We start from the raw sequence: 21,900 nt of genomic DNA, 5'->3' as shown, positions 1-21,900 counted from the left end.
ATTCCTCAGGCCACCGGGCTGGTGGCCGAACGAATGCAGGATATCCGGCATCGGGCTCTGCGATTGTCGAAAATCCGCCGTCGCGATTGCCGTTATTTTTCGACAATTGGCGGTATGCCGCTGAAAAAATTCCGCGCCGATGTCACACCAGCCCAAGCCTCGCTCGTCTTGAGGTCGGAAGCAACGAAAGGAACCGACCATGACTGTCAGACTTGACCCCCTTGCCGCCGCCCCTTCGCTGATGAAAGAGTGGCACCGTGCCTCTTTGGCCATCGCCGGCAGCCTCGATCCGGCGCTGGCCGAGCTCATCGAGATCCGTTCGTCCCAGATCAATGGCTGCGCCAATTGCATCAACATGCATTCGACCTATGCCCGCGAGCGCGGCGAGACCGAGCAGCGCATCTACCTCTTGTCGGCCTGGCGCGAGGCGCCATGCTATACCGATCGCGAGCGCGCCGCGCTCGGCTGGACCGAGGCGCTGACCAGGATCTGCGAAGGCCATACGCATGAAGCGGCCTACGAGGCGCTGAAGCCGCATTTCTCCGAGGAGGAGCGCGTGAAGCTCACATTGATGATCAACATAATCAATGGCTGGAACCGCATCGCCGTCGGCTTTGGCGGCTTTGTCGATCCGGCGCTCGTCAAGGCTGCCAACAAAGCGGCTGTAGCCCAGGCTGCCAACAAGGCGGCGGCGGCTTGACGACGGAGCCGACATTCACGGGCGCGGCGGCGGAATTCGAACCGCTGCGCCCGAAGCTGATGCGGGTAGCCTATCGCATGCTGGGCTCGGTCGCCGATGCCGAGGATGTGGTGCAGGAGGCCTTCATCCGCTGGATGCGAACCGAGCGCGCCGAGGTGCGCCAGCCAGAGGCGTTCCTGCGCCGCACGGTCACGCGGCTTTGCCTCGACCAGCTCAAATCCGCGCGCCGCCAGCGCGAGACCTATGTCGGCCCCTGGTTGCCGGAGCCGCTCGTCGAGGCAGACGAGGCCGACGACGTCACCTTGCCGCTGATGCTGGCGCTGGAGCGCCTGTCGCCGCTCGAGCGCGCCGCCTTCCTGCTGCATGACGTGTTCGGCCTGCAGTTCGAGGAGGTCGCGGCCGAGATCGAGCGCGACCCCGCCGCCTGCCGCCAGCTTGCTGCGCGGGCGCGTGAGCATGTCCGCGAGGCGCGGCCGCGCTTCAAGGTCGAGAAACAGCGTGGATTGGAGATCGCCGAGGCATTCTTCAACGCCTCGCGCAGCGGCGACATGAAAGCGCTCGGCGCGATGCTGAGCGCCGATGTCACCGCCCACGCCGACGGCGGCGGCAAGCGCCCGGCGGCGACCCAGCCGGCCCTTGGGTTCGAAGCGGTCATGACGCAATACGCGGCCGTGGTGGCGTGGCTCAAGGACAACCCCTCGGAGCTGGTGCGCTACGGCTTCATCAACGGCCTGCCCGGCTTCGTCACGCTGGAAGCCGACGGCGAACTCCAGACCACGGCCCTCGACATCGAGGACGGCAGGATCGCGGCGATCTATGTCATGCGCAATCCCGACAAGCTGCGGCATCTGCATTAGCTGGGCCGAAAGCAGCTATGGGAACTTTTGCGCCGTTGGCGATTTTGGATATGCTGCAGATCCAAATTGCCAGAAGGTCGCTGCTATGACGAAGCATTTTGCAATCGCCGCGCTCATACTTGCCGCGGCAGTCGCGATGGCGGGCCCTGCTGTTGCCGGCGAACATCGCTACCGCGTCGTCGAGCATGAGCGTTATGTTCCGGCCAGCGACGACATCATCGACACACTGTTCGGCGGTCCGCGCTACTACGACCAGCAGATGTCGACCACGGCGGCGGGCGCCTGCGCGTATCACCGCGTCGGACCGGACGCGAATGCGGTGAACGACATCAACGACCACTATTGCGGGAAGTAGGATCCCCAGCGACGGCGTTCACCCTGGCCCGCCGTCGGTAAGCTGCGACCTTGCTTAGCGTTTATGGTCCCTGCGAAATTGTCGGAGTCGCTGGGGTGACTGTCGTTGGCCGGGCCTAGCCTCCTTGGAACACCGATCCTGTTACGGGTCATCGCACACATTCGATCCAAATATTGTATACAATAATTAAGAAAGATGTTGACAATCGATCTCGGTCGGTTTCCCTTACGCTATACGCGCAGCCTACGAGCAAAACACAAAGCGCGATAACCAAGGGGAACTGTAGCTATGATCAACCGTCGCTCGACTCTGAAATCAATGGTGCTCGGCGCCGTCTCGACCCTGGCGCTTGCCGCTCTCGGCATTTCGTCCGCGCAGGCTGAAAACAAGGAACTGAAGATCGGCTTTGTCGGCGTCACCAGCGGCCCGGCCGCCGCTTGGGGCACCTCGAACGTGCGCTCGATGCAGACGCGCGCCGCCTGGCTCAACGAGACCGGCGGCGTCAAGATCGGCAACGACACCTACAACATCAACATCGTCACCTTCGACGACCAGAAGGATCCCAAGCGCGCCATCGCCGGCATGGAAAAGATGGCGCAGGAAGGCGTCCACTATGTCGTCGGCCCGAATGTCGATGACGGCGCCGCCGCAGTCCGCCCCGTCGCCGAGGCCAACGGCATCATCTATTTCCCCTACGCTTTCCCCAAAGCGCTCTATCAGAAGCCGGCTTCGAACGCCGTGCTAGGCATGATCGCCAACTACCAATCGGGTCCGGCAATCTACAAATATCTCAAGGAAAACAAGGGTGTGAAGAAGATCGCCTTTGTCGCGGCGAATGAGTCCGATCCGCTCAGCCAGCGCGACAGCGGCGTCGAGGCGGCGAAGGCGCTCGGTCTGGAGATCGTCGCCCAGAACGACACCTACCAGAACGACACGCGCGACTTCACGCCGGTGCTGACGCCGATCGTCGCGCTGAAGCCGGACCTTCTCGTCTTGTCCGGCGTAGCGCCGGCCAACGCGCCGCTGCTCATCCGCGCCGCCCGTGAGCTCGGCTATGAAGGCCTGATCTCGACCGAAACCGCGCAGGACGCCAAGGTCCTGGAAGAGGGCGCTGGCGAATATGCCAATGGCTTCATCTCCGTCGGCGGCGCCTCGACGCCGGAGATCGCTTCGGATGAGATGAAGGAATTCGTCACCCGCTACACCAAGATGTTCGGCGAATACAACGACGAGTCCAACACCAAGGTCTATGCGCTCGAATACATCATCGACACGCTGAAGGCCAACCCGGCGGCCATCAACGACGTCGCCGAATTCAAGAAGACCATGGACAGCTTCTCGGCCCCCAATCCGTTCCTGAAGGGTGACGCGAAGTTGAGCTATGTCGGCACGACGTCCTTCGGCCAGAAGCGCCAGCTGTCGGTGCCGATGGTGGTCAACGAATACAAGGACGGCGCTTTCCAGACCCTGTTCGTCGGATCCGTCGACTAGCGTTACCTTTGAGCGTCATTTCCTCAGGCTTGCCGCGGGGCCGGGCGATAGGCCGGACCCCGCGGGAGATCGAAGGTATCCATGGAACAGGTCATCGCCAACGGATTGTATCTCGGTGCCCAATACGCGCTGATCGCGCTGGGCCTGACCCTCATCTTCGCCCTGATGAACGTGCTCAATTTCGCCCACGGCCAGATGTATGTGCTGGGCGGGTTCATCACCTATACCGTCTACGGCCAGCTCGGCCTGCCTTTCGTGGTGGCGCTGCTCGCCTCCGGCGTCACGCTCGCCGTCATCGGCGCGCTGATGGAGAAATTCCTCTTCCGCACCGTCATCAGGCGCAGCCACCGCGAGGAGAGCACGATGCTGCTCGCCGCCGCGACGGCCTTCTTCTTCGACGCCGTCATCCTGCTTCTGTTCGGCGAAAAGCAGCGCGGCGTTCCCAAGATCGTCAAGGGGGTCTTCAACGACGCCAGCATCATCATGCCCTACGATCGTATGGTCGTCGGCGCGCTGGCCATCGTCTTCATCGCCGCCTTCGTGCTCTACATGCAGTACAGCCGGGTCGGGCGGGCGATGCGCGCGCTCGCCCAGGATCGCGTCGCCGCCCAGCTTATGGGCGTCCGTGTCGACCGCTATTCGATGATCGGCTTTGCGATGGGCGCGATGCTCGCCGGCGTCGTCGGCGGGCTTTTGGTCACCATCACCGGCGTCAATTCCGGCATTGGCGGGCCGATCTCGATCAAGGCTTTCCTGATGGTGATGATCGGCGGCGCCGGCGTCGTCGGCGGCGCGATCGCCGGCGGCTTCATCCTCGGCATGATGGAGTCGGTCGGCCTCACCGTGCTGCGCGAATATGGCGACGTCACCTACCTCGTCATCTTCGCCGCCCTGATGGTGTTCCTGTCGGTCCGTCCGAACGGGCTGATGGGCAAGCCGTGGGGTTGATCGCGCCATGACCCGCAATCGCAACACCAGGATCGCCGCGGTCGTCGCCTTTCTCACGATCGTCTTTGTCGTGGTGCCGGCCGCGATCTCGTCGAGCGGCCGCTTCGACCTCTATTACACGCTGACCTCGGTGGCGTTGCTCAGCATCGCCAGCGCCGGTGTCTGGCTCACCTTCTATATCGGCCGCATCAACATCGGCCAAGGCGCCTATGCGCTGATGGGCGGCTATGTCTCGGCCATACTGGTGATGAACCATGGCTGGTCGTTTTGGCTGACGCTGCCAGTCGCGGGTCTGTTCTGCGCCGCCGCAAGCGTGCTGATCGGCCTGCCGATCCTGCGCCTGCGCGGCGTCTATTTCGCCATGGTCACGCTGGTGCTGACCGAGGTGGCGCGCCTGCTCGCGCTGGCGCTGCCGATCACCAACGGCGCCAAGGGCATCGTCAGCATCCCGCTGCCCGGCGCGCTTTCGGTGTTCGGCATCACGCTGATCCCCGATTTCGCCACGCTGCAGAATTCGCGGCTCGCCTTCTATCTGCTGGCGGTCACGCTGATGGTGGTCTGCTTCGCGGTCATGTACCGGCTCGTCAATTCGCGCATCGGCAAGCTTTGCCAGTCGCTGCAGCAGAATGAGGAGCTTGCGTCCTCGATCGGCGTCAACATCGCTTATCTGCGCGTCATCGCCTATGCCGTCTCGTCCTTCTTCGGCGGCCTTTCCGGCGCCATCTTTGCCGCCATCTCGCAGTCGATCTACCCGTCGAGCTTCACCGTCACCGATTCCGTCAACTTCATGCTGAACTGCTTCCTCGGCGGCCTCGGCTATGTGTTCGGTCCGATGCTCGGCACGCTGGTGCTCTATTTCGGCTGGGACCTTTTGTTCCAGACCGGCCAGTTCCAGTTGCTCATCTATTCCGGCCTGATGATCGTCCTGATGCTGGTGCTGCCCAACGGCCTGCTCAGCCTTGCCGAAACGGCCCGGAAAAAGGGTTGAGCCATGGCCGAAATGCTCGAAGTCTCCGGTATCACCAAGCGCTTCGGCGGTCTGGTTGCGGTCAACAATGTCTCCTTTTCGGTGCGCGAGAAGGAAATCCTGTCGGTGATCGGGCCGAACGGCGCCGGCAAGTCGACGCTGTTCAAGCTGATCTCGTCGTTTCTGCGGCCGACCACGGGCGAGGTGCGCCTGAAGGGCGAACGCATCTCCGGTCTCGCCCCGTATATCGCCGCCCGCAGGGGCGTGGTGCGCACTTTCCAGGAGACGACGATCTTCAAGAACATGAGCGTGCGCGACAACGTCATCATCGCGCACCATCTGCGCTCGAAGGCGAGCCTTTTCGGCTTCTTCCTCGGCACCGGCACGGCGAAGGCGGACGAAGCGGCCTTCGGCCAATCGGCCGACGAGATCCTGGCGCTGCTCGGCCTCTCCTCGCTCGCCAATGAGACCGCACGCAACCTTCCGCACGGCCATTTGCGGGCGCTGGGCATCGCCATCGGCCTTGCCACCAACCCTTCGATCCTGCTGCTCGACGAGCCCTTCGCCGGCATGAATCACGACGAGACCATGCGCATGGTGGAAATGGTGCGGCGCCTGCGGGAGCGCGGCCTGACCATCCTTCTGGTCGAGCACGACATGCCGGCCGTGATGAAGATTTCGGACCGGCTCGTCGTGCTCAATTTCGGGCAGAAGATCGCCGAGGGAACGCCGTCGGAAATCCAGGCCGATGAGAAGGTGATCGAAGCCTATCTCGGCAGCGAAGACGAGGCGATCGGCCTATGAACCAGATCCTGAACTTCGCCAATGTCGAGCTCTACTATGACCACGTCTACGCGCTGAAGGGCGTCTCGCTCGAGGTCAATGAGGGCGAGACCGTCGCGCTGATCGGCGCCAACGGCGCCGGCAAGTCGTCGATCCTCCGCGCCATCACCGGCCTGCGCAAGATCAGGTCCGGCGAGATCCACTATGGCGGCAAGCGCATCGATGGTGCCGCCCCCGACGAGATCGTCAAGATGGGCATCGCCATGGTGCCGGAAGGGCGCCGCGTCTTTCCTTACATGTCGGTCAGGGACAACCTGCTGATGGGCGCCTTCACGCGCACCAGCAAGGCCGAGATCGCCGCGTCGATGGAGATGGTGCTGGAACGGTTTCCCCGGTTGAAGGAGCGCTTCTCGCAGGCCGCCGGCACGATGAGCGGCGGCGAGCAGCAGATGCTGGTCATAGGCCGCGCGCTGATGGCGAAGCCGAAGCTCCTGCTGCTCGACGAGCCGTCGCTCGGCGTCGCGCCCAAGCTCGTCCAGGACATCGCCCGCTCGATCGTCGCCATCAACCGCGACGAGAAGGTCAGCGTGCTGCTGGTCGAGCAGAATTCGCGCATGGCGCTGCGCATCTCGCAGCGCGCCTATGCGCTGACCACCGGCAGTGTCGCGCTGAGCGGCAACTCCGCCGAATTGCTGACCGACGACCGGGTCAAGCGTCTTTATCTCGGCGGCGAGATCTGAGGCTTATCGGAATGCGCATTCTCGTCATCAATCCCAACACCACCCAATCGATGACCGCCAAGATCGGCGAGGCGGCGGCAAGCGTCGCCTCAGGCGCGACAGAGATCGTCGCCGTCAATCCGGCTGACGGCCCGCCGAGCATCGAGGGTTATTTCGACGAGGTCTTCGCCATTCCGGGCATCATCGCCGAGATGGGCAAGGCGCCAGCCGCGGATGCTTACGTCATCGCCTGCTTCGACGACACCGGGCTGGACGCGGCGCGCTGCGCCACCGAGGCTCCCGTCATCGGCATCGGCGAGGCGGCGTTCCATATGGCGAGCCTCGTCGCCGGCAAATTCAGCGTCGTCACCACGCTTGCCCGCTCGGTGCCGGCGATCGAGCACAATCTGGCGAAATACGGCCTCGCCTCGCGCTGCGCCAAAGTGCGCTCGTCGGAAGTTGCCGTGCTTGAGCTCGAACGTCCAGGCTCGAATGCAAGACACAGGATCTCGCAGGAGATCGCGCGCGCCATCCGCGAGGACCATGCCGAGGCGATCGTGCTCGGCTGCGCCGGCATGGCCGACCTTGCGCACAGCCTGTCCGAAGAGCACGGCGTTCCGGTGCTGGACGGGGTCGTCTGCGCCGTCACGCTGGCCGAGAGCCTGTTCAAGGTCGGCTTGAAGACATCGAAGATTGGCGGTTATGCGGCTCCGCGCGGCAAGCGGTTTGCCGGCATGTTCGCACCGCTGTCGCCCGCGGAAGCTGAGATCGTCTAGGCGGCTTCAGGCTGCGGGGCGACTGGCCGGCGCCCGGACAGGTGGGATTGACCGCCGCGCGAGCGATACTAGATTGGACGGGCTGCTGGCGATTTGGGGGCAGATCGGGCCATTTCGGGCCCGCGCATTGAAAGTATGTTGACGGTACTCAGGGAAGAAGATCGAGACGACAAGCCGGCGGCACGCTGGTCGCCGATCTACTATGGATTGAGGGACGCCATCGTCAGCCATCGTCTCGCTCCCGGCACCAAGCTGCCGGAGGACGAACTGGCATCGATCTATTCGGTGAGCCGCACCGTCGTTCGCGCCGCCTTACAAGCGCTCGCGCATGACCGGCTGGCACGACTGGAGCCAAATCGAGGCGCCTTCGTCGCCCAGCCCTCGAAGATCGAGGCGCGGGAAGTGTTCGAGGCAAGGGCGCTGATCGAGCCCAAGGTGGCAGCCCTTGCCGCCAGGGCCGCGGTGCCATCCGACATCGCGCAATTGCGGGCGCATCTGGAGAAGGAGCACGAGGCGCTGCATGACGGCCGCGACAGCGACGCCATCATGCTGTCGGCACGCTTCCATGTCGGCATTGCCGAGATCGCCGCGCATTCGGTGTTCACCAACTTCGTCCGCGACCTCGTCTCGCATTCCTCGCTGATCATCGCGCTTTACTGGAAGCGCCGCGACGCCACCTGCGAAAAGCATGCGCACCACGCGCTTGTCGATGCGATCGAGGCCGGCAACAGCGCCGACGCGGCCGCGCTGATGAACAGCCATCTGGTCGACCTGCTGTCGGGACTGGATCTCACCGACAAGGTTGAGAAGTCCGACAGCCTGGCGGATTTGCTTCGCGCCTAAACCAACTTGCAACGTCGAGGCGGCTCGACAGGATTGTCGAACCACCCCGGAACCCGCCTAAGCCGCGGCGGCTTGCGAATAATCCATCCGCTCCAGATCGGCGATGAGGCCAGGTCCCGTCGGCTGCCAGCCGAGATGCGCACGCGTCCATTCGCTCGATGCCGGCATGTCGAGGCCGGCGAACATGGAAAGCCATCCGAAATGGTCGGCCGCTTCCTCCTGCGACAGCGAGACCACCGGCACGTTGAGGCCCGCGCCGATCACTTCCGCGATCTCGCGCATAGCAATCCCTTCCTCGGCGACGGCGTTGTACCGCACGCCGGCTTCCTGCTTGTCGAGCGCCAGGCGGTAGAGCTTCGCGACATCCAGCACATGCGCCGCCGACCAGCGGTTGCGGCCCTCGCCAAGATAGGCCGACACGCCCTTGGCACGCGTCTGCGCGACCAGCGGTGTGATCAGGCCCTGCTTCACCACGTCATGCACCTGGGGCAGCCGCACCACCGACACTTTGACGCCTTTCTCGGCCATCGCCAGGCCGGTGAGCTCGGACAGGATGCGCGGGTTCCGATGTTCGGTGTTGAACACGTCTTCCTTCGCCGGTTCTCCGTGCTCGCCGGAGCCCATGCCGACGCCCGACGTGATGATGAGCAGCCGGTCCGAGCCGGCGAGCGCCCCGCCCAGCGCTTCGATGACGCGCTTGTCCTTCTCGCAATTCGCCACGAAGTTCGAGAAATCGTGGTCGAAGGCGGTGTGGATCACCGCATCCGATTTCGCCGCGCCGTCGCGCAGGCTGTCGAGGTCTTCGAGGTCGCCGCGATGCGGCTCGGCGCCTGCGGTGACGAGCGACCGCGCACCGGCGTCGGAGCGGGTCAGGCCGAGCACCTGATGGCCCGCGGCAAGAAGTTCGGGCACGATCCTGGAACCGATGAAGCCGGTCGCGCCGGTAAGGAATACACGCATGGGAGGGTCTCCTGTGGTTGTTCGGAGGCCTTATTTGCGCTATAACTCATCCTGTTAAAGTAGTGACTTTATCATGGTATAATAGTCAACAGGATCGCCATGCCCCAGGAGACCGTCAGCAAGCAGGCCGCAAACAAGCTCGGCACCTTTCTGCGCGACCGCCGCATGCGTCTCGACCCCGTGGCGTTCGGCTTTGCCACGGGTCGCCGGCGCACCCGAGGGCTGCGCCGCGAAGAAGTGGCACAGCGCGCCAACATTAGCCCGACCTGGTACACCTGGCTGGAGCAGGGGCGGGGCGGCGCCCCGTCCGCCGATGTGCTGAACCGCATCGCGGCGGGCCTGATGCTGACCGAACCCGAACGCGAGCATCTGTTCATGCTGGGTCTCGGTCGGCCGCCGGAAGTCCGCTACAGAAACGTCGACAGCGTGACGCCGCGCCTGCAGCGCGTCCTTGACGCCTTGGACCCCAGCCCGGCGATCATCAAGACCGCGACCTGGGATGTGGTGGCCTGGAACCGTGCAGCCGCGGCAATGCTGACCGATTATTCCAAATTGCCGCGCGAGCAGCGCAACATCCTGCGCCTGATGTTCGGCAATCCTCGCGTGCGCGATGCGCAGGACGACTGGCAAAGTGTCGCTCGTTTCGTGGTCGGATCCTTCAGGGCGGATGCCACGAGGGCTGGCGCAGGCGCGGAAATCACCCAGCTCGTCGAAGAGCTTTGCCGGATCAGTCCGGAATTCGAGGCGCTCTGGCGCGACAGTGACATCGTTCCGGCCCACGGCGAGGGCGTGAAGCGCCTCCGGCATCCCGAGATCGGACTGATCGAGCTGGAGTTCTCGGTCTTTGCCGTTGACGGGCGGCCCGAGCTCGGCATGATCGTCTACAACCCCGCGACACCCGCCGACGCCGAGCGGATTCAATCGCTGATCGCATCCCGCTCCGGGTGATGCCGTGTCCGTTGTCTTGGCTTCGCGGTGCGCCTGAGGTTGGGCCGCAGGATCAGGGAGGTATTGCATGAGCTTGGAATGGTCTTCGTCCGAGAAGAAGGTCGCCCGTAGCGCCTTCGATAAGGCGCTGGAGGTGGCGCTCGGCAAGACACTGGCCGAATTCAAAAAGAAGGCCAGCGATGCGGCGACGTTTTCCGACATGTGGGAGATCGAAGACTACCTGCGGCAGCAACAGCGAAGCCTTGAACAGATGTTCGATTATCGCTACTCGCAGCTAATAGTTGTCTTTGCCAGTCTGATCCGGAAAGGGTATCTCGACGAGAAGCTCCTTGCCGGTTTGTCGCAAGACAAACGGGAAGAGATAGACAGGTTCCTTTCCTGGCATGGGAGAAAATAGCGCACGCCAGGGCTACCTTCGTGTCGCCGCGCGCCTCAGCGCCTGTGGCGGTTGGCCGAAGCTCCTCATGAAAGCGCGGCGCATGCGCCCGGCATCGCCGAATCCGCTGTCCTCGGCGATGTGGTCCAGCGGCGCGTTGCTGGTCTCCACTGCCATGCGCGCCGCCTCGAGCCGCAGCCGCTCGACCGCCTTGGCGGGTGTGGTGCCGGTCTCCGCAGTGAAGGCGCGGGCGAAATGCCTGGGACTCATCGCGGCGCGTTCGGCGAGCCGTTCGACGGTCAGCGTCTCGGCGAGCTTGCCGCGCATCCATTCGATCAGCTCGACGAAGCGGCCCGACCGCCCGCCGAATTCCACAAGGCCGGAAAATTGCGACTGCCCGCCAGGCCGGCGCTGGTGGACCACGAGCTGCTGCGCGGTGCGGCGCGCGATCGCCGGGCCGAGATCGTCCTCGATCAAGGCCAGCGCCAGATCGATGCCGGCTGAGATGCCGGCCGAGGTCCACACGCCGCCGTCCTGGATGAAGATGCGATCGGCATCGAGCTTCACCTTCGGATAGCGGCGGGCGAAATCGTCTGTGCTCCACCAATGCGTGGTGGCGCTGCGGCCGTCGAGCAGCCCTGCCTCCGCCAGCAGATAGGCGCCGGTGCATACGCTGGCCGTCCGGCGCAGCTTTGCCTGCCGCAGCCAGGCCACGATTTCCTGGGCCGCCGCCATCGAACGGATGATCTCGCCGCCGGAGATGACGGCCGTGTCGAGCGGCCCCGCATCGGACAGAGGCCGTGCCGAAAGCCGCATGCCCGATGAGCTCTCGACCTCGCCGCCGCCCGGCGCCAGCATAGCCAGCCGGTAGCTCCCAGGACAGTAATGCTCAGCCAGCTCGAAGGCCGCCGCCGGCCCTGCGGTATCCAACAGCTGGAAGCCGGGATGGATGACAATACCTATTGTCCGCTGCATGGCAGTTTTTGCCCGATATATGTCATTTCGGACAAAACTTAACGGAGCTAGGCTTCCGTTCAAGCGTCTAAGATCGGGAGGATTGAGCCATGAGCCTGCGTATCGTGTTGTGGAGCGCCGTGGGCATCCTCCTGATTTTAGCCGCGGCCGGCGCTGTCTGGTTGCTGTCGCTGCCCTCGGCATCGCTGGCCGCGGTGCAGCCGCCGATCGACGCCAGGGAGGCCGAAGCCACGCTCGCGGCGCTGAAGCCAAAACGGCCGCGCCCGCTGATCGCGATCATCGGCGTCAATGAAGGCACCGAGACCACCGACTATCTGATGCCCTACGGCATCCTGCGCCGCGCCGACGTCGCCGATGTCGTGGCGCTGGCGACCCGGCCGGGACCTGTGCAGCTGCACCCGGCCTTGCGCGTCGAGCCCGATGCGACGACGGCGGCGTTCGATGCCCAGCATCCGCAAGGCGCAGACTATGTCATCGTTCCCGCCATGATGCGCGACGACGATCCGGACGTGTTGAAATGGATCAGGGACCAGTCGGCCAAGGGCGCCATGGTGATCGGCGTCTGCGTCGGCGCCACGGTGGTCGGCGCCAGCGGCTTGCTCGACGGCAAGCACGCGACGACGCATTGGTATTCGCTGAAGGAATTGCGCCAGAAACATCCGACGATCCGCTATGTCGCCGACCGCCGCTATGTCGTCGACCAGAATGTCGCGACCACCACCGGCATCACCGCGTCGATGCCGATGATGCTGACCCTGATCGAGGCGATAGCCGGCCGCGAGAGGGCTGAGGCCGTCGCCAACGATCTCGGCCTCGACCATTGGGATGCGCGCCACGACAGCGGCGCCTTCAAGTTCACGCGGCCTTTCGCGCTGACGGCGATCGGCAACACGCTCGCTTTCTTCAATCATGAGCAGCTCGGCATTCAGCTGACGCCAGGCATGGACGAGGTGTCGCTGGCGTTGGCGGCCGATGCCTGGTCGCGGACCTTTCGCTCCCGCGCGGTCACCTTTGCCGCCAAGGACGGCGCCGCCGTCAGCCGCGACGGCATCCGCATCTTGCCGGATCGGGTCGCCGCCGACTGGCCGGCGGACCGGAAGGTTCAGACCATGGTGGACATGCCGCCGGCAAAGGCTTTGGACCGAACACTCAGGGACATCGCGGCGCGCTATGGCCCGCGCACCACGGATTTCGTCGCCATGCAGCTCGAATATCCGCGGACGCAGGCGGCCCAGTAACAGGCGACCCAGTGAATCGTCGGATTTGAAGCGTCAGCTCTGCCGTCGTCTGCCCGGTCGCTTCGGGGAAGGAGCAGGGCCACCCGGCTGCCTGATGTGATCGATGAAGGCGCGCAGCTTGGGCAGAACCTGATGCCGTTCCGGGTAATAGAGGAAAACGCCCGGCGTGGTCACCGCGAAATGGCCGAGTAATACCTGCAGGCGCCCGTCGGCGATCGGCGCTTCGGCGGTCGGGCCTGGCACTTGCGCCAGCCCGACTCCCTGGATCGCCGCGCCGAGCAGCGACGGGTAATCATGCGCGATGAGCGGTCCCGACACGATTGCCTCGACGATCTTGTTGCCGTCGACAAAGGACCAGGGCGCGACCGAGCCGTTCGAGCGGCGCAGGCGCAGGCAGGCATGGTCGCGCAGGTCCTCGATGCGCTCGGGCGCCGCGCGCCGGCGCAGATAATGCGGACTGCCGACGACCACCATCGGGAAGGACGGCGTCAGCCGGACCGCGACCATGTCGGGCGCGATCAGGTCGCCCATCCGGATGCCGGCGTCGAATCCTTCGGAGGCGAGATCGGCCAGCTCGCCGCTGGCGACGATCTCCAGCTCGATCTCCGGATAGGCCTGGCAGAAGGAGGCGATCATCGGCTCCAGCAGCATCGGCACCACGGCCGGCGGCACCGAAAGGCGCAACAGCCCGGCCGGTCGCTGGCCCATCCCGCGCGCGATCTCGCTCGCGGCGATCAGTTCCTCGAAGGCCGGCCGGGCACGGGCAAAGAAGCGCTCGCCGGCTTCGGTCAGTCCGACGCTGCGCGTGGTGCGGATGAAGAGCGCCGCGCCTATGCGCGCCTCGAGCGTTCGTATCGCCTGGCTGATCGCTGACGGCGTGACGGCAAGCTCGGCCGCCGCCTTGCGGAAATTGCGGTGCCTGGCGACACTCAAGAACGCTTCGACGCCATCGAGCGCGCCGTGCCTGACTGTGAAGTTCTGCTTCATGACCCATCGACATTATCGCGGATAGTGGTTCGCAGAAAGCGGTCGTATTTCTTCCGTGACTTTGGAAACCCGAAGGGAAATGGCAATGACCGATGAACTCGACCGCGTGCGCGATCACTACCGCGCGACGGGCCTGACCGATCGATTGAAGACCACACTGGCGGTGTTTGGGCCTGAGCAACAGAGGCTGAAGCCGGAGCAACTGGCGACCCTCGACCAGTTCCACACCCGCGGGCTGGCCGCGACGGCGGAACTCGCCAATCTTGCCGTCATCACCGCCGACATGTCGGTGCTCGACGTCGGGTCGGGCGTCGGCGGGCCGGCTCGCTTCCTGGAAGCGACCTATGGCTGCGAGGTGACAGGCGTCGACCTCAGCGAACCCTTTGTCGAGGCCGCGCGTTACCTGACGGCGCGAACCGGCCAGGACGACAAAGTGTCGTTTGAAACCGGCAGCGCGCTGGCACTACCTTTCGAAGATGGTCGCTTCGACGCCGCGCTTTTGCAGCATGTGGCGATGAACATCACCGACCGGCCGCTGCTCTATCGCGAGATCAGGCGCGTGCTGAAGCCGGGCGGAAAATTCGCGACCTTCGATGTCGTGCTCAACGGCGGCGATCCGCACTATCCGGTTCCGTGGGCGAAGACGCCCGGCGAAAGTTTTTTGCTGCCGGCCGAAGCCACCTGCGATGCGATCGAGGCCGCCGGCTTCGGCACGCTCGTTCGCCGCGACGACACGGCCGTCGCCAAGGCCTGGTTCGCCGAGCTCCGCGCCTCCGGCCCGCCGCCTTCGCTCAATCTCGGCGTCGTCATGGGGCAGGGGTTTGCCGAACTCGCCACCAATCTCGGGCGCAACCTCATGGAGGGACGGCTGGGCATCCTGACGGCGGTGTTCGAAGCCATTCCGGTTAAGGTTTGAGAGGAGGCGAAGATGACACCAGCCGTAATCTTCAACATCCATCTCGCGCTCGGCTATGTGCCGTGGCTGCTTTGCTTCGGCGCCTATATCTGGCCAAAGCTCAAGTCGATGGAGCCGATCGAGGCGCAGCGCGCCATCGCCACGCTGCACAGCTTCCGCTTCTTCGGGCTCGTCTTCCTCATTCCGGGCGTGGTCGCCCCCGACCTTGCTCCTGGCTTCGCAAGCTTCGCCGCTTATGGCGACTTCGCCACCGGCCTGCTCGCCATGCTGGCGCTATTCGCGGTGGCGAGGCCTTCGATCTTCTGGCCGTTGGTCGTCGCCTTCAATGTCGTCGGCGTGGTCGACCTTGTCGGCGACTACTACCACGGCGTCATGCTCGACCTTCCCGGCCACGCCGGCCAGTTGGGCGCGACCTATGCGATCCCGATCCTTTACGTGCCGCTTTTGATGATCACGCATGTCGCGGCGTTTTATCTGCTGGCGCGTTCCAGGCGCCATCAGCTGGCGGCGACCTAATACATGGGCGTCGCCATATGCTTCGGCGCCGGCCATTCGCTCGTGATCTCCGGCTGCACCGGCCGCTCGAGATAGGTCGACAGCACCACATAGCTGCGCGTCGAGGTGACGCCGGGCGTGTCGTAGAGGCGGGCGAGCAGGCCCTCCAGCGCGCGCGTGTCCTCGGTGCGCACCTTGAGCAGCATGCAGGTGTCGCCGGCGACCGTGTGCATCTCCTCGACTTCCGGATATTTGGAGACCGCCATCAGTTCCGGTGTCTTGCCCCAGCCCCTGGTGTCGATATGCACGAAGGCAAGCAGCGGCTTCTTCACGGCCCTGGGATCGATGATCGCCGATGTGGCGCGGATGGCGCCGCTTCGCTTCAGCCGCTTGACCCGCTCATGCGCCGCCGGCGGCGACAGGCCGACGCGCTCGCCGAGCTCGGCGTAGCTGATGGTCGCGTCCTCGACCAGAACGCCTAATATCTTTCGGTCGATCGGGTCGGCCTCGCGGGCTGGATGCTTGTTCCGCTGAATGTCATCTGTTTCTGCGTCCATATGGAAATTCTCCATTGATACGGAATTTAATTCGGCCATTATGATGATATGTCGAACACCAATCAATCAGCAATTATAACCGAGGCGCCCCGTGCGTCGATCCCGGCCGCCGCCTATCTGCTGACCGGCTGCATCGCCGTCATCGGTTCCAATTCGCTGGTTCTGGGACCCATCGCGCCCGCCGTGGCGGCGTCGTTCGGCGCCAGCGTGCCGGCGGTGATGACGGCTGCCGCCGCCTTCGGCCTCGGCACGTCGGCCAGCGCGCTCTTCCTTGCCCGCTACATCGACCGGATCGGCGCGCGCCGCATGCTGCAGGGCGCATTACTGTTGCTGGCTTTGGCGCTGGTCGCCAGTGCTTTGGCGCTGACGGTTGCGTTGCTGGTTGCGGCCCAGCTCGTCGCCGGCATTGCCGCAGGCATTGCCATGCCGGCGATCTATGCCAGCTCGGCCGCGATCGCGCCGCCTGGCCGCGAGAGCGGCACCATTGGGGTGGTGCTGACCGGCTGGACGCTTTCGATGGTCGCTGGCGTCTCGCTGTCGGCCGTTATCGCCGATCTTATCCACTGGCGCGCCGTCTTCGCCGCCGTGGCGTTGCTGGCGGGAACCGCCGTTGCCGGCCTGGCGATGAGTTCGTTGCACGACACCAGGAAAAGCGGCCCCGCGCCGTCGCCGCTCGGCGCGCTCGCCGTTCCCGGCATCCTGCCGCTGCTCATCGCCTGCGGCGCCTTCATGACCGCGTTTTACGGCGTCTACGGCTATCTCGGCGATCATCTACATGAAGCCCTCGGCGAGCCGGTCAGCGCCAACGGCCTGGCGGCCATCGCCTATGGCCTCGGCTTCGGCGCGGCAGCTCTGCTCGACGGCGTCATAGACCGGCTCGGCGCCCGCCGCGTCATGCCCTTCGCCTATCTGCTGGTCGCCGCTGTCTATGTCGCGATTGCCCTGGCCAGCACCGGCTTCGGCCTGCTGATCGCGACGATCGCCGTCTGGGGCCTTGCCAACCATTTCGGACTGAACGTGCTGGTCATGCGGCTCACCGCGCTCGATCCCTCGCGGCGCGGCACCATCATGGGCCTGAACAGCGCGGTAACCTATCTCGCGGTCACCGTCGGCACGGCAGGCTTCGGCCCGCTCTACACGAGCCTCGGCTTCGCCAATTGCGCCCTGATCGCCGCCGGACTGATGCTGGTGGCGGCCGGCGCCGCGGCGTGGCGCTCAGCCGGCTGACCAGTCAGTTCGGGTTCGCGATGGCAACCATGCGCGCCGCTCTCAACAGCCACGGGCATGCGTAATAGTCGCTAATCCGAATGACGGTCTCGTCGGCGGCTTCGATCCGGACCGGATAGGCCGGTTCCCAGCCCGCGTCGCCGCGGTGGAGCACGAGCAGCACGATCTCGTCATCGACCGCGCCGATCGCCACCCGCCAATTCGCTTTACCCTTTTCGTATTCGACGAAATAGATCGACTCCGACAAGGATCCCCTGAAGCAGTCCGACACCCGCAATTGCGCGTCGGCGCTGGTCAATGCCCGCACGCCGTCCCAGTCGCGGCGGTTGAAGAGTTCGACATAGCGCGTCAGCAGTCGTGAAAGCTGCGGATCCGGCGAAGGCTCGGAACGGATGACAGGCTGGCTCGGCAGCGCGGCCAGCTTGGCGCGGCCACGGCTCAACGCGGCTTTGACGCCGCCGACCGTCGACCCGACGAGATCGGCTGTCTCTCCCAGCGAATGGTCGAAGACGTCCTTCAGCAAAATGCAGGCACGTTCCTTCGGCGGCAGGTGGATCACCAGCCGCTCGATGGCGCGATCGGCGCCCTGGCCCGCGGGTTCGCCCGGCAGAACGATCTCATCGACCGCGAAATTGGCCTCGGCGCGCTGGCGCGTTTGCCGGTTCCGGAGGAAGTCGATGCAGCGGTTATGCGCGGTTCGAAACATCCAGGAACGAAGCGCGCCTGGATCGTCGATCGTCTCGATCTTGCGATAAATCTCGAACAGCGTTTCCTGCATGACGTCCTCGCCATCGAGCGCCGAGCCCGTCATGCGCGTGCAATAGCGGTGCAGCCGCTCCCGCAGATGCGCAACCGTCTCCAGGAACGCGGCATAGCGAATGTCGAAGAGCCCGCTGGGCTCAGGTCTTGGCTGCATCGTCATGGCGAGACGAACACCGTTATGCGCTTTCCGCGAGGCAAGGTCAGCCATGTTACATCGTCCTGATGTCGTCGGAAGTTCGGTCGAAGCGATCGTGCCTGCCGTCGACATGCATCACCGGCGCCGCCGCCAGTTCCTCCGGGTCGATCCGGTCGAGAGCCGCCATCGGAATGGCGTAGACGATACCGCCGAGCGCCGGAACGTCACCGCGCGCCGGCATGCGCACGCCGCAGGTCGCGCAGAAGTGATACTGGATGCTGGGCGCCTCCCGGCCCGGCGGGATCCATTGATATTCGGTCTGCGCTTCGGCCCCGGATATCAGCCGATAATGCTGAGGACCGACGAACCCCACCCAGGAGCGCGTCTTGGTGCATGTCGAGCAATTGCATTTGACGGTCCCCCGGCTGAGGTCGATATCCGCCTCGAACCGCACCTTGCCGCAATGGCAGCTTCCTGCGTAGGTCTTCAACATGGCCCGACGGTCTCGGTGTTTGGCGGCCGGCATGATCGCCAGCCGACTCCAAGACGGATGGCCGCTGGAAAAGGATACGTGGGCGCCAAGATCATTTCAGCACGCGATAGGTCAGCGTCACGACACCGCTCTCGAACCGGCGCGTGTCCGTGAGCTCCAATCTGAGCAGGGATGGATCGACATCCTGGAAGGCGCGCTTTCCTTGACCGACCCGTATCGGCACGATCGACAACTGATATTCGTCGACGAGCTTGTTGGCGAGCAGGGTCTGGTCGAGCTGGCTGACGCCGTATTTCAGTATATCGCCGCCGTCCTGCGCCTTGATCGCGGCGAGACCCGTCGCGACGTCGCCTTCGATCAGGGAAGCGTTCCAGCCGACCTCCGTCAGGGTCCGCGATGCGACCAGCTTCTTCAGCCCGTTCATGCGGTCCATATACTTGCCCTGGATCTGCGGCCACCGGCTGGAAAACAGCTCGTAGGTCACGCGGCCGAGCAGGAAGTATTCCGCTTCGCCGGCCTTCTCATAGGAATGGTCCAGCGCGTCTCCGACAAAGAAGGGCGATGCCCAGTTCATGGGCGCCTCGATAACGCCGTCGAGCGAAACGAAGCTGCCGACGATCAATTTCCTCATCAAAGTTTCTCCTGCTTGCGTGGACGACGCTCCTAGGACGTACGAGATGCGCTCCGGGATACGTGCCGGGGAAATTATTTGCGGACCGTGGCTGGCTTGCAGACACCTTGGGTCCTTCGATATGCCTTGGCGCAGTATCGGCCGGAGCAAAAAGTGCGATGAAGACGACCCTGGAAGTCACGGCCGAGCCCTTGCCGCAGGACCTCGCTTGCCTGAGCGGGAACCTCACCGCCTTCAACGATGCCGATGTCGGCGCGTCGGGCCGAAAGTCGCTCGCGGTTTTCGTGCGTGACGAAACCGGCGCCATCGTTGCCGGCATTTCCGGCTATACCGCTTGGGGCTGGCTTTATGTGCAGTGGCTGTGGGTCGACGAAAAGCTGCGCGGCCGGCGTAGCGCCGCGAACATGCTCGACGCCGCCGAACAGGAAGCCATCGCGCGCGGTTGCCACGGCGCCTGGATCGACACCTTCAACCCGACCGCCGAGAAGGTCTACCGGCGCCAGGGCTACAAGTCGTTCGGCGAGTTGCCGGATTTTCCGGTCGGCCGCAGCCGCATCTTCCTGCAGAAGAAATTGCAGCCCTGATCAGCCAGCCAGCTTTCCGCCGCGCATCGGCTCGGGCGCGCCGGTGGTGCTCGGAAAGCTGATCGGCAGGCCGCGCAGCACGCGCACGGCGAGGAAAGCAAAGCACTCCGCTTCCACCGCGTCGCCCTTCCATCCAAGCGTCTCGGCCTGCACGACTTCGACACCGGCGCGGCTTTCGAGCATCGCCATCATCGTCGGATTGTGGCGCCCGCCGCCGCTCACCGCCAGCCGCTTCGGCCGGCGCGGCAACAGGTCGAGCGCCTTGCCGACAGCCGACACGGTGAAGGCCGTGAGCGTCGCCGCGCCATCTTCGGCGCCGAGCCCGTCGGCCATCGCCGCGGTGAAGTCGAAGCGGTCGAGCGATTTCGGGTAGGGCTTCGTCAGGTACGGATGCTGCAGGAGCCTGGCGAGCCGTTCCTCGTCGACCTTGCCGGCGGCGGCCAGCTTGCCGTCGCGGTCCATCTCGCCAAGGCCCTTCGCCTTGATGAAATCGTTGACCGGCGCGTTGGCGGGCCCAGTGTCGAAGGCGACGATATCGCCCTTGCCGTCCCACCAGGTGATGTTGCCGACGCCGCCGAGGTTGAGCACGGCGGTATCGCCGCTGACGTCCGCCTGCTTGAGCAGCGCCGCATGATAGGCGGCGGCCAGGGGCGCGCCTTGCCCGCCGGCCGCGACATCGGCAGAGCGGAAATCATAGGCGACCTTAGTGCCGAGCAGCGAGGCCATCAGCTCGCCATCGCCGAGCTGGCGAGTCCTGCCGATCCTGCCTGGCTGCGGCGCGCGGTGCAGCACGGTCTGGCCGTGGAAGCCGACGATGCCGATATCGGCCATGCTCATCCCCTGGCTTTCGACCAGGTCCCTGACCGCCGCCGATTGCGCGCGTGTCAGCGCCTCCTCGGCCTCGCGGAAGATCGCCGGTTCCGGCCCCTCAAAATTCCAGGCGCGCGCCTGGCGCAGCGTCTGTTCGAGCAGGGCGCGGATCGATTGCGGGTAGGGGGCCAGAGCATAGGTGCCGGTGTCAGCGATGCGCTCGCCGTCCGTCTTGATCAGCGCCACGTCGATGTTGCCGTCCAGCACCGTGCCGGTCATCAGGCCGACGGCCCAGATTGGTTCCATGGTCGTTCCTCGAATCGCCCTTCATCCACGTGTCGGACGGATCGGCCCGGCAGGCAAGTCTTTCGCCGGGGCCATCCAGGCCGCCTTTTGCGCCAAATGGCGAAAATCGAGCAACCACGTTCTTGCCTCTTGTCGCCGAAGGCGCGAGCCTGTGGCTTCGACATCGAGATACCTCAAGGAGGAAACGCATGGCAGCCAATGTCGCAGTGATCGCGGGCGCCGGCTCCGGACTGAGCGCATCGCTGGCGCGGCTTCTCGGCAAGGAGGGTTTCCGCATCGTCCTTGCCGCCCGCAATGTCGACAAGCTGGCCGCGCTGGCCAAGGAAACAGGCGCGCTGACGGTGGAGACCGACGTGTCGGACGCGGCCTCCGTCGAGCGGCTGTTCGAGGCGGCCGACAAGGCAGGGCCGCTCGAAATCGCCGTCTTCAACGCCAGCGGCCGCACGCGCGGGCCGATCGCCGAGCTCGATCCGGAGGCGGTCAAGCAAGCCCTGCTTGTCGGCGCCTATGGCGGCTTCCTGGTCGGCCAGCAGGCGGCGCGACGGCTTCTCGCGCGCGGCTCCGGCTCGATCCTGTTCACCGGCGCCACGGCAAGCCTCAAAGGCTTCTCCGGCTCGGCCGGTTTCGCCATGCCGAAATTCGGCCTGCGCGGGTTGGCGCAATCGATGGCGCGCGAGCTTTCCCCGAAGAACATCCACGTCGCGCATTTCATCATCGACGGCCAGATCGAGCCGGCAGGGCAGGCCGCCGAAGCGGACCGGCCGGATCGCCGCCTGTCGCCCGACGCGATCGCCGAGACCTATCTCGCCGTCCATCGCCAGCATCGCAGCGCCTGGAGCTTCGAGGTCGAGTTGAGGCCCTGGGTCGAGACGTTCTGACGACCCATCGCACGAACCGTGCAACAACGCGCCCTGCCGCGGACTTGTTATTTTAGCAAGTCTGCATATATCCTGGTGTCATTTTAGCGATCTGCAATGTAAAAAAGCGCAAAATAAAAGATACCTTTACTTAACTTCGGCGTGCATACTGCGGATTAGTCAGATCAGTTGTCCGGCTCTCC

General features: G+C 64.7%; 26 protein-coding genes. 18 read left to right on the top strand and 8 right to left on the bottom strand.

All coding sequences use genetic code 11. The annotated features are described in order from the left end of the window. Nucleotides 1-199 precede the first annotated feature (199 nt). The 10 genes from RFM41_RS06665 to RFM41_RS06620 all read left to right on the top strand — a co-directional run bounded on the left by RFM41_RS06665 (nt 200) and on the right by RFM41_RS06620 (nt 8,439). Entirely contained in the window at nt 200-700 is a 501-nt protein-coding gene (locus RFM41_RS06665) for a carboxymuconolactone decarboxylase family protein (protein ID WP_320246235.1), read from the top strand. Beyond that, a complete protein-coding gene (locus RFM41_RS06660; protein WP_320246236.1) occupies nt 697-1,557 on the top strand; it encodes a sigma-70 family RNA polymerase sigma factor in 861 nt (286 codons plus the stop codon). The genes RFM41_RS06665 and RFM41_RS06660 overlap by 4 nt, the downstream gene beginning before the upstream one ends. 85 nt (nt 1,558-1,642) lie before the next feature. Beyond that, complete coding sequence (locus RFM41_RS06655) at nt 1,643-1,912, top strand: hypothetical protein (protein WP_320246237.1); 270 nt, start codon at nt 1,643-1,645, stop codon at nt 1,910-1,912. A 288-nt stretch (nt 1,913-2,200) separates the two neighbouring features. Continuing rightward, on the top strand, nt 2,201-3,403 hold the full coding sequence (locus RFM41_RS06650) for an ABC transporter substrate-binding protein (protein WP_320246238.1): 1,203 nt from the start codon (nt 2,201-2,203) through the stop codon (nt 3,401-3,403). A gap of 81 nt (nt 3,404-3,484) precedes the next feature. Beyond that, entirely contained in the window at nt 3,485-4,351 is an 867-nt protein-coding gene (locus RFM41_RS06645; protein ID WP_320246239.1) for a branched-chain amino acid ABC transporter permease, read from the top strand. 7 nt (nt 4,352-4,358) lie between these two features. Continuing rightward, a complete protein-coding gene (locus RFM41_RS06640) occupies nt 4,359-5,339 on the top strand; it encodes a branched-chain amino acid ABC transporter permease (protein ID WP_320246240.1) in 981 nt (326 codons plus the stop codon). Nucleotides 5,340-5,342: 3 nt separating this feature from the next. Then, nucleotides 5,343-6,122: an ABC transporter ATP-binding protein gene (locus tag RFM41_RS06635; protein WP_320246241.1), complete on the top strand. Its 780-nt coding sequence runs from the start codon at nt 5,343-5,345 to the stop codon at nt 6,120-6,122. Then, nucleotides 6,119-6,841: an ABC transporter ATP-binding protein gene (locus RFM41_RS06630; RefSeq protein WP_320246242.1), complete on the top strand. Its 723-nt coding sequence runs from the start codon at nt 6,119-6,121 to the stop codon at nt 6,839-6,841. Before RFM41_RS06635 ends, RFM41_RS06630 begins: the two co-directional genes overlap by 4 nt. Nucleotides 6,842-6,852: 11 nt before the next feature. After that, nucleotides 6,853-7,596: an aspartate/glutamate racemase family protein gene (locus RFM41_RS06625; RefSeq protein ID WP_320246243.1), complete on the top strand. Its 744-nt coding sequence runs from the start codon at nt 6,853-6,855 to the stop codon at nt 7,594-7,596. 135 nt (nt 7,597-7,731) lie between these two features. Next, on the top strand, nt 7,732-8,439 hold the full coding sequence (locus RFM41_RS06620; RefSeq protein WP_201414030.1) for a GntR family transcriptional regulator: 708 nt from the start codon (nt 7,732-7,734) through the stop codon (nt 8,437-8,439). A gap of 57 nt (nt 8,440-8,496) precedes the next feature. On the opposite strand, the gene RFM41_RS06615 is transcribed toward RFM41_RS06620, so the two are convergent. After that, a complete protein-coding gene (locus RFM41_RS06615) occupies nt 8,497-9,399 on the bottom strand; it encodes an SDR family oxidoreductase (protein WP_320246244.1) in 903 nt (300 codons plus the stop codon). Nucleotides 9,400-9,498: 99 nt separating this feature from the next. On the opposite strand from RFM41_RS06615, the gene RFM41_RS06610 reads away from it, so the two are divergent. Both RFM41_RS06610 and frp read left to right on the top strand, forming a co-directional pair. Further along, the gene (locus RFM41_RS06610) at nt 9,499-10,347 is read left to right on the top strand and encodes a helix-turn-helix transcriptional regulator (RefSeq protein ID WP_320246245.1); all 849 of its coding nucleotides are present in this window, start codon (nt 9,499-9,501) and stop codon (nt 10,345-10,347) included. 67 nt (nt 10,348-10,414) lie between these two features. After that, nucleotides 10,415-10,744, top strand: coding sequence for a fluorescence recovery protein (frp, locus tag RFM41_RS06605; RefSeq protein WP_320246246.1), 330 nt, complete (start codon nt 10,415-10,417; stop codon nt 10,742-10,744). Between the two features lie 12 nt (nt 10,745-10,756). On the opposite strand, the gene RFM41_RS06600 is transcribed toward frp, so the two are convergent. Further along, entirely contained in the window at nt 10,757-11,698 is a 942-nt protein-coding gene (locus RFM41_RS06600) for a GlxA family transcriptional regulator (RefSeq protein ID WP_320246247.1), read from the bottom strand. 89 nt (nt 11,699-11,787) lie between these two features. On the opposite strand from RFM41_RS06600, the gene RFM41_RS06595 reads away from it, so the two are divergent. Next, the gene (locus tag RFM41_RS06595) at nt 11,788-12,936 is read left to right on the top strand and encodes a DJ-1/PfpI family protein (RefSeq protein ID WP_320246248.1); all 1,149 of its coding nucleotides are present in this window, start codon (nt 11,788-11,790) and stop codon (nt 12,934-12,936) included. A gap of 33 nt (nt 12,937-12,969) precedes the next feature. Here RFM41_RS06595 and RFM41_RS06590 read toward each other — a convergent pair whose 3' ends face one another. Continuing rightward, nucleotides 12,970-13,923: a LysR family transcriptional regulator gene (locus tag RFM41_RS06590; RefSeq protein WP_320246249.1), complete on the bottom strand. Its 954-nt coding sequence runs from the start codon at nt 13,921-13,923 to the stop codon at nt 12,970-12,972. Nucleotides 13,924-14,008: 85 nt separating this feature from the next. On the opposite strand from RFM41_RS06590, the gene RFM41_RS06585 reads away from it, so the two are divergent. Continuing rightward, nucleotides 14,009-14,839, top strand: a complete 831-nt coding sequence (locus tag RFM41_RS06585) for a class I SAM-dependent methyltransferase (protein ID WP_320246250.1) — start codon at nt 14,009-14,011, stop codon at nt 14,837-14,839. Nucleotides 14,840-14,851: 12 nt separating this feature from the next. Next, nucleotides 14,852-15,355 carry a DUF8737 domain-containing protein gene (locus RFM41_RS06580; RefSeq protein WP_320246251.1) on the top strand — a complete coding sequence of 168 codons (504 nt, stop codon included), beginning with the start codon at nt 14,852-14,854 and terminating at the stop codon, nt 15,353-15,355. Here RFM41_RS06580 and RFM41_RS06575 read toward each other — a convergent pair. Continuing rightward, nucleotides 15,352-15,891, bottom strand: coding sequence for an Lrp/AsnC family transcriptional regulator (locus RFM41_RS06575; RefSeq protein WP_320246252.1), 540 nt, complete (start codon nt 15,889-15,891; stop codon nt 15,352-15,354). The two genes, RFM41_RS06580 and RFM41_RS06575, sit on opposite strands and share 4 nt — an antisense overlap. Before the next feature lie 48 nt (nt 15,892-15,939). Between RFM41_RS06575 and RFM41_RS06570 the strand changes: the two genes are divergently transcribed. Then, on the top strand, nt 15,940-17,118 hold the full coding sequence (locus RFM41_RS06570; protein ID WP_320246253.1) for an MFS transporter: 1,179 nt from the start codon (nt 15,940-15,942) through the stop codon (nt 17,116-17,118). A 4-nt stretch (nt 17,119-17,122) separates the two neighbouring features. Here the strand turns inward: RFM41_RS06570 and RFM41_RS06565 are convergent, their stop codons facing one another. The 3 genes from RFM41_RS06565 to RFM41_RS06555 all read right to left on the bottom strand — a co-directional run bounded on the left by RFM41_RS06565 (nt 17,123) and on the right by RFM41_RS06555 (nt 19,140). Beyond that, a complete protein-coding gene (locus tag RFM41_RS06565) occupies nt 17,123-18,088 on the bottom strand; it encodes a sigma-70 family RNA polymerase sigma factor (protein ID WP_320246254.1) in 966 nt (321 codons plus the stop codon). A 1-nt stretch (nt 18,089) separates the two neighbouring features. After that, complete coding sequence (locus RFM41_RS06560; RefSeq protein WP_320246255.1) at nt 18,090-18,509, bottom strand: GFA family protein; 420 nt, start codon at nt 18,507-18,509, stop codon at nt 18,090-18,092. A gap of 91 nt (nt 18,510-18,600) precedes the next feature. Then, nucleotides 18,601-19,140 (bottom strand): dihydrofolate reductase family protein, encoded by a 540-nt coding sequence (locus RFM41_RS06555; RefSeq protein WP_320246256.1) that lies wholly within the window; start codon nt 19,138-19,140, stop codon nt 18,601-18,603. A gap of 158 nt (nt 19,141-19,298) precedes the next feature. Between RFM41_RS06555 and RFM41_RS06550 the strand changes: the two genes are divergently transcribed. Then, nucleotides 19,299-19,724 (top strand): GNAT family N-acetyltransferase, encoded by a 426-nt coding sequence (locus RFM41_RS06550; protein ID WP_320246257.1) that lies wholly within the window; start codon nt 19,299-19,301, stop codon nt 19,722-19,724. Here the strand turns inward: RFM41_RS06550 and RFM41_RS06545 are convergent, their stop codons facing one another. Then, entirely contained in the window at nt 19,725-20,840 is a 1,116-nt protein-coding gene (locus RFM41_RS06545; RefSeq protein ID WP_320246258.1) for an anhydro-N-acetylmuramic acid kinase, read from the bottom strand. 188 nt (nt 20,841-21,028) lie between these two features. Here RFM41_RS06545 and RFM41_RS06540 point away from each other — a divergent pair, with 188 nt between their 5' ends. Next, nucleotides 21,029-21,718: an SDR family NAD(P)-dependent oxidoreductase gene (locus RFM41_RS06540; protein WP_320246259.1), complete on the top strand. Its 690-nt coding sequence runs from the start codon at nt 21,029-21,031 to the stop codon at nt 21,716-21,718. Nucleotides 21,719-21,900: the final 182 nt, after the last annotated feature.

It is taken from the genome of Mesorhizobium vachelliae, assembly GCF_033977325.1.
Lineage (GTDB): Bacteria > Pseudomonadota > Alphaproteobacteria > Rhizobiales > Rhizobiaceae > Mesorhizobium > Mesorhizobium vachelliae.
This window is presented reverse-complemented; position numbering and strand designations above follow the sequence as displayed.